The organism is Rarobacter faecitabidus, assembly GCF_006716265.1.
GTDB classification, from domain to species: Bacteria; Actinomycetota; Actinomycetes; order Actinomycetales; family Cellulomonadaceae; genus Rarobacter; species Rarobacter faecitabidus.
Genome location: NZ_VFOS01000001.1, coordinates 1,820,757 through 1,834,324, shown reverse-complemented (window position 1 = coordinate 1,834,324; position 13,568 = coordinate 1,820,757). Strand labels below are relative to the sequence as shown.

The 13,568-nt window shown below is 63.8% G+C and carries 7 protein-coding genes; all 7 read left to right on the top strand.

Annotated elements, in window-relative coordinates; genetic code table 11:
• On the top strand, window positions 1-776 hold a 776-nt coding region (locus tag FB461_RS08055; RefSeq protein WP_484335623.1), incomplete at its 5' end, for a DNA-directed RNA polymerase subunit beta.
• Between the two features lie 115 nt (window positions 777-891).
• On the top strand, window positions 892-4,758 hold the full coding sequence (locus FB461_RS08050) for a DNA-directed RNA polymerase subunit beta' (protein ID WP_142120563.1): 3,867 nt from the start codon (window positions 892-894) through the stop codon (window positions 4,756-4,758).
• A 1,063-nt stretch (window positions 4,759-5,821) separates the two neighbouring features.
• Window positions 5,822-6,196, top strand: coding sequence for a 30S ribosomal protein S12 (gene rpsL, locus FB461_RS08045; RefSeq protein ID WP_142112749.1), 375 nt, complete (start codon window positions 5,822-5,824; stop codon window positions 6,194-6,196).
• Window positions 6,196-6,666 carry a 30S ribosomal protein S7 gene (gene rpsG, locus FB461_RS08040; RefSeq protein WP_142120561.1) on the top strand — a complete coding sequence of 157 codons (471 nt, stop codon included), beginning with the start codon at window positions 6,196-6,198 and terminating at the stop codon, window positions 6,664-6,666. The genes rpsL and rpsG overlap by 1 nt, the downstream gene beginning before the upstream one ends.
• Before the next feature lie 79 nt (window positions 6,667-6,745).
• Window positions 6,746-8,848 carry an elongation factor G gene (fusA, locus tag FB461_RS08035; RefSeq protein ID WP_142120559.1) on the top strand — a complete coding sequence of 701 codons (2,103 nt, stop codon included), beginning with the start codon at window positions 6,746-6,748 and terminating at the stop codon, window positions 8,846-8,848.
• Window positions 8,849-8,970: 122 nt separating this feature from the next.
• Window positions 8,971-10,158 carry an elongation factor Tu gene (tuf, locus tag FB461_RS08030; RefSeq protein ID WP_142120557.1) on the top strand — a complete coding sequence of 396 codons (1,188 nt, stop codon included), beginning with the start codon at window positions 8,971-8,973 and terminating at the stop codon, window positions 10,156-10,158.
• Window positions 10,159-10,383: 225 nt separating this feature from the next.
• Window positions 10,384-13,308 carry an Ig-like domain-containing protein gene (locus FB461_RS08025; RefSeq protein ID WP_170222656.1) on the top strand — a complete coding sequence of 975 codons (2,925 nt, stop codon included), beginning with the start codon at window positions 10,384-10,386 and terminating at the stop codon, window positions 13,306-13,308.
• Window positions 13,309-13,568: the final 260 nt, after the last annotated feature.

The following is a 13,568-nucleotide window of genomic DNA, read 5'->3' as shown; positions in this document are numbered from 1 at the left end:
CGGGACGAATGAACGTCGGCCAGGTGCTTGAGGTCCACTTGGGCTGGATCGCCTCGCAGGGCTGGGACGTGACGGGACTCAAGGAATCGGCCAACGAATGGCTCAAAAAGATTCCCGCACACGCTCGCCAGGCGGAGCCCGGCAGCCGCGTTGCGACTCCGGTGTTCGACGGCGTGGAAGAGGACGTCCTGACGGGCCTGCTCGCCAACACGCTGCCGAACCGCGATGGTCAGCGCCTCGTCGGCCCGGACGGCAAGGCCCGCCTGTTCGACGGTCGCTCCGGCGAGCCGTTCCCGGACCCGGTGGCGGTCGGCTACATGTACATCCTGAAGCTGCACCACCTGGTGGACGACAAGATCCACGCGCGTTCGACCGGCCCGTACTCGATGATCACCCAGCAGCCACTCGGCGGTAAGGCCCAGTTCGGTGGCCAGCGCTTCGGTGAGATGGAAGTGTGGGCGCTCGAGGCATACGGTGCGGCCTACACCCTCCAGGAGCTCCTCACGATCAAGTCGGACGACGTCCCTGGTCGAGTGAAGGTCTACGAGGCGATCGTCAAGGGTGAGAACATCCCGGACTCGGGAATTCCCGAGTCGTTCAAGGTGCTGCTGAAGGAAATGCAGTCGCTGTGCCTGAACGTGGAGGTGCTCTCGATCGACGGCGGCATCATCGAGATGAAGGAGTCCGACGACGACGACGGTTACCGCGCCGCGGAGGAACTTGGAATCGACCTGTCGCGTCGCCCGAACGCCGCGAACAGCATCGACGAGATCTGACGTGCGTGTGGCGGCGGCCACGGGCATTGCGCCCCGGCGCCGCCGCCACACCACCACTCAAGGTTTTCCATATTTGCCAGCCCTGCTGCTGGCGACAATTAGGAAGTAGGACATCTTGCTCGACGTCAACATCTTCGACGAGCTGCGTATCGGCCTCGCCGACGCCGATGACATCCGCGCCTGGTCTCACGGTGAGGTCAAGAAGCCCGAGACGATCAACTACCGCACGCTGAAGCCCGAGAAGGATGGGCTGTTCTGCGAGCGGATCTTCGGTCCGACCCGCGACTGGGAATGCTACTGCGGCAAGTACAAGCGCGTGCGCTTCAAGGGCATCACGTGTGAGCGCTGTGGTGTCAAGGTCACGCGCTCCAAGGTTCGCCGTGAGCGCATGGGCCACATCGAGCTCGCCGCGCCCGTCACCCACATCTGGTTCTTCAAGGGTGTGCCCTCCCGGCTGGGCTACCTGCTGGACCTCGCCCCGAAGGACCTCGAGAAGGTCATCTACTTCGCGGCCTACATGATCACCGACGTGGATGAGACCGCCCGCGCCGAGGACCTGCCGAACCTCCAGAACGGCATCGACATCGAGCTCAAGGAGATCGCCCAGCGTCGCGACGGTGACATCGACACCCGCGCCACGAAGCTGGAGCAGGACCTGGCCGCGCTCGAGGCCGAGGGTGCGAAGGCCGATGTGCGCCGCAAGGTGCGCGACTCGGCGGAGCGCGAGATGGCCCAGATCCGCAAGCGCGCGGATCAGGAGATCGAGCGCGTCGAGAAGGTCTGGGACCGCTTCAAGAACCTCAAGGTTTCCGACCTCGAGGGCGACGAGGCGCTCTACCGCTCGCTGCGCGACCGCTACGGGGACTACTTCGAGGGCTCGATGGGCGCCGCGGCGATCCAGAAGCGCCTGCAGTCCCTGGACCTCGCTGCCGAGGCTGACTCGCTGCGCGAGATCATCTCGACCGGCAAGGGACAGCGCAAGACTCGTGCGCTGAAGCGCCTCAAGGTCGTCAACGCGTTCCTCTCGACGGACAACTCGCCGACCTCGATGGTGCTGGACGCCGTGCCGGTCATCCCGCCGGACCTGCGCCCGATGGTTCAGCTCGACGGTGGCCGCTTCGCCACCTCGGACCTGAACGACCTCTACCGTCGCGTGATCAACCGCAACAACCGACTCAAGCGCCTGCTCGACCTCGGTGCGCCGGAGATCATCGTCAACAACGAGAAGCGCATGCTTCAGGAGGCCGTCGACTCGCTGTTCGACAACGGCCGCCGTGGCCGCCCGGTCACCGGACCGGGTAACCGCCCGCTGAAGTCGATCTCCGACATGCTCAAGGGCAAGCAGGGGCGTTTCCGCCAGAACCTGCTCGGAAAGCGCGTCGACTACTCGGGTCGTTCCGTGATCGTCGTCGGCCCGAAGCTGAAGCTGCACCAGTGCGGCCTGCCCAAGCAGATGGCACTCGAGCTCTTCAAGCCGTTCGTGATGAAGCGCCTCGTGGACCTGAACCACGCCCAGAACATCAAGGGCGCCAAGCGCATGGTCGACCGTGCTCGCCCCGAGGTCTGGGACGTGCTCGAAGAGGTCATCGCCGAGCACCCGGTGCTACTGAACCGTGCGCCGACCCTGCACCGCCTGGGTATCCAGGCGTTCGAGCCGCAGCTCGTCGAGGGCAAGGCCATCCACCTGCACCCGCTCGTGTGTGGCGCGTTCAACGCCGACTTCGACGGCGACCAGATGGCGGTTCACCTGCCGCTGAGCGCTGAGGCGCAGGCCGAGGCCCGCATCCTCATGCTGTCGAGCAACAACATCCTCAAGCCGTCGGACGGCCGCCCGGTGACGATGCCCTCGCAGGACATGGTCATCGGTCTGTACCACATGACCTCGCTGCGCGAGGACTCGGTGGGTGCGGGGCGTGCCTTCTCGTCGGTGAGCGAAGCGATCATGGCGTTCGACCAGGGATCGTTGCACCTCAACGCGCCGGTTCGCATCCGCTTTTCGGCGGACTTCGTGCCGCCGGCCCCCCTGCCGGAGGACTGGTCCGCGGAGCGCGCCTTCGAGACGACCCTTGGACGAGCCCTCTTCAACGAGTTGCTGCCTGTCGACTACCCGTACATCAACGCCGTGGTGGACAAGAAGAAGCTCTCGGGGATCGTCAATGACCTCGCTGAGCGTTACCCGAAGGTTCTCGTCGCGGCTTCGCTCGACGCGCTGAAGGACGCCGGATTCCGCTGGTCGACCCGTTCGGGTGTGACCATCGCGATCTCCGACGTCGCGACGCCTGCGAACAAGGCCGAGATCCTGGAGGCCGCTGAGGCGCGTGCGCTGACGGTTCAGGAGCAGTACGACACCGGTCTGATCACGGATGACGAGCGCCGCCAGGAGCTCATCGACATCTGGACCCAGGCGACCGACGAGGTCGCCGAGGCGATGCAGAAGAACTTCCCGCAGTACAACACCGTGTACCGCATGGTCGGTTCGGGTGCTCGTGGTAACTGGATGCAGGTGCGTCAGATCGCCGGTATGCGCGGTCTTGTGGCGAACCCGAAGGGTGACATCATCCCTCGTCCGATCAAGTCGAACTACCGCGAGGGACTGTCGGTCCTCGAGTACTTCATCGCGACCCACGGTGCGCGTAAGGGTCTTGCCGACACGGCGCTTCGTACCGCCGACTCGGGATACCTGACGCGTCGTCTGGTGGACGTCTCGCAGGATGTCATCATCCGCGAGGAGGACTGCGGTACCCACCGTGGTCTGACGCTGCCGGTCGCCATCTCCGATGGAGCGGGCAGCCACCTGCGTCACGACAAGGTCGAGACCTCGATCTACTCGCGCACGCTGGCCACCGACGTCGAGATCGACGGCGAGGTCATCGGCCGCGGTGGTGAGGATGTCGGCGACGTGCTCATCGACAAGCTGATCGCCGCTGGCGTCGAGACCCTCAAGGTGCGCTCGGTACTCACCTGCGAGTCGCGCGTCGGCACCTGCGCCAAGTGCTACGGCCGTTCGCTCGCCACTGGAAAGCTCGTCGACATCGGTGAGGCCGTCGGTATCATCGCGGCGCAGTCGATCGGTGAGCCCGGTACGCAGCTGACCATGCGTACGTTCCACACGGGTGGTGTCGCCTCGGCGGATGACATCACGCAGGGTCTTCCGCGTGTGACCGAGCTCTTCGAGGCCCGTACCCCGAAGGGTGTCGCGCCGATCGCCGAGTTCGCTGGCCGCGTGACGATCGAGGACGAGGATCGGTCTCGCAAGATCATCCTCACCCCGAACGACGGCTCGGAGCAGATCACCTACCAGGTCTCGAAGCGTGCTCGCCTGCTCATCTCCGACGGCGAGACGATCGAGCCGGGTACCCAACTGGTTCAGGGTGCGCGCGACCCCAAGGAGGTCCTGCGTATTCTCGGTGCCGCTCTGACGCAGAAGCACCTGGTGGACGAGGTCCAGGAGGTCTACCGTTCTCAGGGCGTGGACATCCACGACAAGCACATAGAGGTCATCGTGCGCCAGATGCTTCGCCGCATCACGGTGCTCGACTCGGGCGACACGAACCTGCTTCCGGGTGAACTGGCCGAGCGTGGCCGGTTCGAGGATGCCAACCGCAAGACGATCGCCGAGGGCGGGCGTCCGGCCTCCGGCCGTCCGGAGCTGATGGGTATCACGAAGGCGTCGCTCGCGACGGACTCGTGGCTGTCGGCGGCCTCCTTCCAGGAGACCACCCGCGTGCTCACCGAGGCTGCCATGTCGGGCCGTCGCGACCCGCTGCTCGGTCTCAAGGAGAACGTCATCCTCGGTAAGCTCATCCCCGCTGGTACCGGCCTGCCGCGCTACCACCAGGTCACGGTCGAGCCGACCGAGGCCGCGAAGGACGAGCTCTTCCCGAGCTTCGGCTACGACACGGACGCCCAGCTGACCGACTTCGGTCTGGGCACCGGCGAGTCGATCCCGCTGGATGAGATCGACTTCGGCGACTTCAACTGAGTCTCCACTGAGTCCTGACGGCTGGGGCCGGTCGTGCTGGGTTTTCCTGGTGCGGCCGGCCCTTGGCCGTCGCCCCGCCACCGCGTACTCTGGCAGCGGTGGGAGAAACAGGAGGGGCATGTGCGCACGTGGATTGAAACACTCGTCTACACGCTGGTGGGCTGCGCGCTCGCTGCGCATTGGGTCTATCTCTTCGTGGGGGCCTCAGCCCCGAACGGAGAGCAGAGCCAAGATGCGGCTCGATTTGTCCTACGCGGGTTCATCACGGTCGCCTATATCGCGTTGGTATGGCGCTGGCAGCGACGGCGAGAGCGGGAACGCCGTCATGTCTGGGAACAGCAGCAGGCCACGTTGGCGCCGACGCCAGAGGAGGACATCCATGGCGAAGCGCCACGAGCTCTCCATGATAGCCGGAACTGGGACACCCAACCTCAACATCGTCCCAGCTGGGACAGGCGATAGCGTGACTTCTGCGTCTGAGGCGCGTTTCCATGCGTGACCCTAAGCACGGGTGTCAGGTCGCAGACGCTAAGACTTTCCTACAGTGTGCAACTTTATCGTTCTGACGCTTGCGATATGGGTCGTGGGGATGGTCTACGCCACTGTCGCTGCGTCTGTACGCAACAGGCATCAATTCGCGCCAGGCGGCTGATGCAACCTGCCTATTGGCCTATTGGAATACCGGCGCGGCGGTGATAGAGTAGTCAACCGTGCCTGTTAGACAGGCCCATTTTCCGTGCGCGTATGCGTGTCGCACCCCTAGGTGTGCGACTCTGTGCCGAGGAAAAGCTAGAGATACAGTGCCGGCCCAGCCGTGCGCCGGCCTCCACGAGGTGAAGTCTTAGCAGCGGGTCGAACCAGACACACACCGGGCAAACCGCCTTCTTGGCAACCTGCCCGGCCATCGAGCCGGTGGTACGTGGCGTAATGCAGCTCTTGGGCTGCGGCGCGCTGGTGCGCCCAGTTCGACCCGAGAGTTTGGGTCCGCCCCGTGGGCCCAGCCAATGCAGTGACAACCACGAAAGCCCGTTAACAATGACTGGCTCGAACAAACGGAGAAGTAGTGCCAACTATTCAGCAACTCGTCCGTAAGGGACGGACTTCGAAGGTGGGGAAGTCGAAGACTCCCGCCCTCAAGGGATCCCCGCAGCGCCGTGGCGTTTGCACCCGCGTGTACACCACCACCCCGAAGAAGCCGAACTCGGCACTTCGCAAGGTTGCGCGTGTCAAGCTCTCCTCGGGCATTGAGGTCACCGCCTACATCCCCGGCGTCGGCCACAACCTGCAGGAGCACTCGATCGTGCTCGTCCGCGGTGGTCGTGTGAAGGACCTCCCCGGTGTTCGCTACAAGATCGTGCGCGGCGCGCTCGACACGCAGGGCGTGAAGGGTCGCAAGCAGGCACGTAGCCGTTACGGCGCCAAGAAGGAGAAGAGCTGATGCCTCGTAAGGGACCGGCCCCCAAGCGGCCCGTAATCATCGACCCCGTCTACGGCTCGCCCGTTGTGACGCAGTTGATCAACAAGGTTCTGCTCGACGGAAAGAAGACGACCGCCGAGGCGATCGTTTACGGCGCCCTCGAGGGCGTCCGCGAGAAGACCCAGCAGGACCCCGTCGCCGTGCTCAAGCGCGCGCTCGACAACGTGCGCCCCGCGCTCGAGGTCCGCTCCCGCCGCGTCGGTGGCGCCACCTACCAGGTTCCGGTCGAGGTCCGCCCCGCCCGTGCGACGACTCTCGCACTGCGCTGGCTGACCGACTTTTCCCGCGCTCGCCGCGAGAAGACGATGACCGAGCGCCTGCAGAACGAGATTCTCGACGCATCCAACGGCCTCGGTGCCGCGGTGAAGCGTCGCGAAGACATGCACAAGATGGCCGAGTCCAACCGGGCCTTCGCGCACTACCGCTGGTGATTCCGCCCGCCCCGGTCCGCCGGGGCCAACCACCCGCATCCTCTAGAAGACCCTCCAGCGAATAGGCGAGGTAACTTACGTGGCACTCGAAGTGCTGACAGACCTGAACAAGGTCCGCAACATCGGCATCATGGCGCACATCGATGCAGGCAAGACGACTACAACCGAGCGCATCCTGTTCTACACGGGTGTGAACTACAAGATCGGTGAGACGCACGACGGTGCCTCGACGATGGACTGGATGGAGCAGGAGCAGGAGCGCGGCATCACGATCACGTCGGCCGCGACGACCTGCTACTGGAAGAACAACCAGATCAACATCATCGACACCCCCGGGCACGTCGACTTCACCGTCGAGGTGGAGCGCTCGCTCCGCGTGCTCGACGGCGCTGTCGCGGTGTTCGACGGCAAGGAAGGTGTCGAGCCGCAGTCCGAGACCGTTTGGCGTCAGGCGGACAAGTACAACGTTCCGCGTATCTGCTTCGTCAACAAGATGGACAAGCTGGGCGCGGACTTCTACTTCACGGTCGACACGATCATCAACCGCCTCAAGGCGAAGCCGCTCGTCATCCAGCTGCCCATCGGCGCTGAGAACGACTTCATCGGCGTCGTCGACCTCATCGAGCGTAAGGCTCTGGTGTGGCGCGGCGAGACGAAGCTCGGCGAAGAATACGCAACCGAAGAGATTCCCGCGGACCTCGTAGACAAGGCTGAGCAGTACCGCAATGACCTCATCGAGGCCGTTGCCGAGGCCGACGAGGAACTCCTCGAGAAGTACCTCGGTGGCGAAGAGCTGTCGATCGACGAGATCAAGGCGGGCATCCGCAAGCTCACCGTCGCCGGCGAGGCATTCCCGGTCCTGTGTGGTTCGGCGTTCAAGAACAAGGGCGTCCAGCCCATGCTCGACGCCGTGATCGCCTACCTCCCGTCGCCGCTTGACGTGCCCGCCATTGAGGGACACGACGTCAAGGACGAGGAGAAGATCGTCGAACGCCACCCGGACGCCAGCGAGCCTTTCTCGGCTCTGGCGTTCAAGGTCGCGACGCACCCGTTCTTCGGCAAGCTCACCTACGTCCGCGTCTACTCGGGCAAGGTCGAACAGGGCGCCCAGGTGCTCAACTCGACCAAGGGCAAGAAGGAGCGCATCGGAAAGCTCTTCCAGATGCACTCCAACAAGGAGAACCCGGTCCAGGAAGCATCCGCTGGTCACATCTACGCGTTCATCGGTCTGAAGGACGTCACCACCGGTGACACCCTGAGCGACGTGGCTAACCCCGTGATCCTCGAGTCGATGACCTTCCCCGAGCCCGTCATCGACGTGGCCATCGAGCCGAAGACCAAGGCCGACCAGGAGAAGCTGTCGACCGCGATCCAAAAGCTCGCCGAGGAGGACCCGACATTCCGCGTGAAGCTTGACGAGGAGACCGGGCAGACCGTTATCGGCGGCATGGGCGAACTCCACCTCGACATCCTCGTGGACCGCATGCGTCGCGAGTTCAAGGTCGAGGCAAACGTCGGCAAGCCGCAGGTTGCGTACCGCGAGACGATCCGCCGCGCGGCGGAGAAGATCGACTACACGCACAAGAAGCAGACCGGTGGCTCAGGACAGTTCGCAAAGGTCCAGGTGACCTTCGAGCCGCTCGACATGTCCGAGGGCGAGATCTACGAATTCAAGAACGCCGTCACCGGTGGTCGCATTCCGCGTGAGTACATCCCGAGCGTGGACGCCGGTATCCAGTCGGCGATGGAACAAGGTGTGCTGGCGGGCTTCCCGCTCGTCGGTGTCAAGGCAACGCTGCTCGATGGTGCATACCACGACGTTGACTCGTCCGAGATGGCGTTCAAGATTGCTGGCTCGATGGTCCTCAAAGAGGGCATCAAGCGGGCAGACCCGGTTCTCCTCGAGCCGGTGATGGCGGTCGAGGTACGTACACCCGAGGAGTACATGGGTGACGTGATTGGCGACCTGAACTCCCGCCGTGGCATGATCCAGTCGATGGAAGATGCGACGGGTGTCAAGGTTGTTCGCGCTCAAGTACCGTTGTCAGAGATGTTCGGATACATCGGCGACCTGCGTTCCAAGACTCAGGGCCGCGCGGTGTACTCGATGCAGTTCGACAGCTACGCCGAGGTTCCTCGGGCCGTTGCCGACGAAATCATCAAGAAGACCCGGGGCGAGTAAGTCCCACAGGTCGAGAACCTCAACCCAGAAATATCAACCTGTAGTAACGCCCCGCAGGATCAAACAAGGTAAGATTCTGCATCGTTCGGCACAACTACCCTTTCGTCCCCAGGAGGACCCCAGTGGCTAAGGCCAAGTTCGAGCGGACCAAGCCGCACGTCAACATCGGTACCATCGGTCACGTCGACCACGGTAAGACCACGCTGACTGCGGCAATCTCCAAGGTGCTTCACGACAAGTTCCCCGACCTGAACCCCGAGTTCAAGTTCGACGACATCGACAAGGCTCCTGAAGAGAAGCAGCGCGGTATCACGATTAACATCGCGCACATCGAGTACGAGACCGACAAGCGTCACTACGCACACGTCGACGCCCCCGGTCACGCCGACTACATCAAGAACATGATCACGGGTGCCGCCCAGATGGACGGCGCAATCCTCGTGGTTGCCGCGACCGACTCGGTCATGGCACAGACCAAGGAGCACGTCCTCCTCGCCCGCCAGGTTGGTGTTCCCTACCTGCTCGTCGCCCTCAACAAGGCTGACGTCGTGGACGACCCCGACATGATCGAGCTCGTCGAGGAAGAGGTTCGTGACCTCCTCGAGTCGCAGGGCTTCGACCGCGACGCCCCCGTCATCCCCGTCTCGGGCCTCAAGGCTCTCGAGGGTGACCCGGAGTGGGTCGCTTCCGTCGAGAAGCTGCTCGACGCTGTCGACGAGAACGTTCCGGACCCGGTTCGCGACCTCGACAAGCCGTTCCTGATGCCGATCGAGGACGTCTTCACGATCACCGGTCGTGGAACCGTCGTCACCGGCAAGGTCGACCGTGGTGTCCTCACCGTCAACTCCGAGGTCGAGATCGTTGGTCTCCGCCCGCTGCAGAAGACGACCGTCACCGGTATCGAGACCTTCCACAAGCAGATGGACGAGGCTCAGGCTGGTGACAACACCGGTCTGCTGCTCCGCGGCATCAAGCGCGACGAGGTCGAGCGTGGCCAGGTCGTCGTCAAGCCGGGTTCGATCACCCCGCACACCGAGTTCGAGGCTCAGGTCTACATCCTCAACAAGGACGAGGGTGGCCGCCACAACCCGTTCTTCTCGAACTACCGCCCCCAGTTCTACTTCCGCACCACGGACGTGACTGGCGTCATCACGCTTCCTGCCGACAAGGAAATGGTTCTGCCCGGTGACAACACCGAGATGACCGTGACCCTGATCCAGGAGATCGCGATGGAAGAGGGCCTCGGCTTCGCCATCCGCGAGGGTGGCCGCACCGTTGGTTCGGGTCGTGTGACCAAGATCCTCAAGTGATCATCTTGCCGTCCTAGGCCGGGACGGCGGCGGGGGCCGGATGCGTCAGCATCCGGCCCCCGCTTTCGTATTCCACCGTTGACGCCTCCGGTCCATTGCGTATTGGGCTCTCATGTCTGTTGACAGGTCTGCGCCGGGGTGAAAGTATGGCAACGTTGTCGGAATTGTGTGCGTGTGTCCCTCTCCGACCTGCCCCTGTTAAAACCTGAAAGGTCTCCCATGCTGTTGAGCCATCAAACTCCGGCGCATATCCACCGCATTCCGCGTGTGTGGCTGGCACTTCTCACAGTCTTGGCACTCATCGCGACCGCGATGGTCTGGCAAGTGGTCCGCCCCGCCGCATCGCAGGCCGCTGCGGTCAACGAATCGTTTGCGGGTGCGACGCTGAGCGATGCGGCCTGGCAGTTGCTCGGAACGGCATGCCTCACGGATGCGCCGACCGGGAGCGCTAACGCGTGCGCACGCGACACGGACCCGACCTCGTCCACGAGTGCGGCCGGATTCGGCACGCCAGCCGCTGGCAACGACGGCACCGGCTTCCTGCAGCTGACGGACAATGCGCTGAACCGCACTGGCGGGATCGTTTACAACTCCGCCATCGCGGCGAACCAGGGCCTGGCCATCGAGTTCACTCAGTACCAGTACGGTCCCACGCGTAACCGCACAGACCGTCGCCCGGCCGACGGCATCGGGTTCTTCCTCGTCGATGGGTCTGCCAACTTGACGGCGACCGGACCGGAGGGTGGTGCGCTCGGCTATGGTGCACGCAAGGACTCGTTACCTGTGCGCGCAGGCATCAACAACGGATACCTGGGTGTGGGACTCGATACCTTCGGAAACTTCGCGAACCAGGGTCACGTCGGCGGTACCGACTGCGTGGCGCCGGGCACGGAACCCGCCAACCTCTACGGCGGCTCCGGATGGAACACTCTCGATAACGCGAACGCACAGTTCACCAACAACATCTCCCTGCGCGGCCCGGGCAATGGCACGACCGGCTACTGCCTGATCCAGCGCCAGAAACTAGACACCATCGGAACCGCGGGGTCCGTGGCCGATACGTTCACCGGCGGCGCCCAGACGACGGTCGGCTCATGGGGCAGTAGGGCGCTGTGGGCGGGCGACCTGACGACGACCCCGTCGCAGGCCGCCGTGCTCGCTGCGGGACGCAAGATCCGCATCGTGGTCTCCCCGGTGACGAACCCCGGCGACTTCCCCCAGGTCACCGTCTCCATCGACTACACCGGAACCGGCAACAGCTACGTTCAGGTGCTCAACACCACGGCTCCCGCAGCGATCCCCGCTGCCGGATTCAAGTTCGGGTTCGCTGCCTCCACCGGTAACAACACCGGATCTCACCTGATCGGCGACCTGACCATCCTCAACGCGCCCAGCGCGATCGATGACTCGGTGACGTTGAACCAGTGGAACGCGGCATCGTTCAACGCGGCATCGCTCGTCACGCCCGGGGCCTCTCCCATTCCAGCGACCGGGGGCTACGCCATCGAAGACCCCGCCAACCCGGGATCGTTCGGGACGACGTTCACGACGGCCTACGGTACCTGGACTATCAACCCCAATACCGGAGCAACCACGTACACGCCGACTGCGGGCGTTCCGCAGACGGGGCAGACTCCGACCATTACGTTCCGTGCGACCGATGGGGTGGGACAGTCCGCCACCGGCACGCTCGAAGTGATCTACGTGCCGGTGACCGGTGACCTGGAGAAGATCGTGGAGCCTGGCGCCACCGCGACGTTCCCCCAGGCCGAACTGGGTGTCGGACGAGGCTCGGGAACGATCACCGGTGACGGGACTACCCCTGCCTACCAGCTTGTGCACCCGACTTCCGGCGCGCTCGTGAACACCTACACGGACACCCACGGCGGTGTCTGGACGGTCAACCCGACCACCGGTCAGGCGCAGTATGCCGCTGACGCCTCGTATCGGGGGCCGGTTCCCTCGATCGACTATCGCATCACGGACTCGAACGGCGAGCAGGCGACGGGTACGTTGTCGATCATTATGCCGCCGTTGGCGGGGGATCAGACGAAGGCTGGGAATCCTGGTGATTCGGTGTCGTTTGATCCGCTTGCTGATTTGGTTGCGGCGGGCTCCTCGCCGGCGTTGACCGTTTCGTTGGTGACGCCTGATACTCCAGGTGGCACGACCCAGACGGTCGCCGGCCAGGGCACCTGGACGCTCAACACCACGACGGGTGAGATCACGTTCACCCCGGTGGCGGGATTCACCGGAAATCCGGACCCGATCAACTATTGCGTCACCGACGGCAACAACCTCTCCGATACCGCGACGTTGACCGTGACCTACAACGTTCCGCCTACGGCGGGCGATCAGACGGTGACGGTGAATCCGGGTACGCCTGCGACGTTGAACCCGGTGATTACTCCCGGTTCGGATCCCACGTTGACTGTTTCCATTGATGGCTCGGATCCGGGTAGCCCGACTACGAAGACGGTGCCGGGCCAGGGTGTGTGGACGATCAACCCGACCACGGGCGTGGCGACGTTCACCCCGGAGCCTGGCTACACGGGTAACCCGACGCCGATCACTTACACGGTGACCGATGGGAACGGGTTGACCGATTCGGGCACGTTGACGGTGCTTACTTTCACGCCGCCGGTCGCGAAGGACCAGTCCAAGACGACCGAGCCGTCCACGCCGGTGACGTTTGATCCGATCGCGAATCTGATCACTCCGGGTTCTAACCCGACGCTCACGGTCCAGTTCATCGATCCGGCGACGGGTAACCCGACCACGGACCTGTCGGTGACGGTTCCTGGTGAGGGTGTGTGGAGCATCGATCCGGCTACGGGCAAGGTCACGTTCACTCCGGAGGATGGTTTCACGGGCAAGGCCACGATCGGGTATCGGGTCACGGATGGCAACACGCTGTTCGATGAGGCGAACTTGACGGTCACGGTGACGGATTCCAAGGACGAGTCCTCCGAGGATGACGGGGACGACACCGAGGACACTGACGACACCGATAGTGGTTCGGGCAACAATGGTGACGACCAGTTGCCCACCACGGGCGCGGACATCACTGCCGGCCTGGTCGGAGCCACGGGAATGCTGCTGCTCGGTGCTGGCCTGGTGATCATCACCCGCCGCCGCACGCAATCCTGAACGACGACGTAGCCACTCCCAACGGGGAGTAGCACGCCAGTCCACATGGGGCAGGTCACCACGGAATCCCGCGGTGACCTGCCCCATATCTAGTGCGTGGCGAAGAACTCGTCCAAAAACCACGGAAAGCGCAACGCGATTGGGTTGCGCTCGCCTCGAAAGCTGTGGCAAGATGTACAGGTTGCCTGCTGACAGGCGGCCCCGCTATGGGGTTTGACGAATCGAACAGTGTAGTGCGTGATTGCGCAGATCCGGCCATG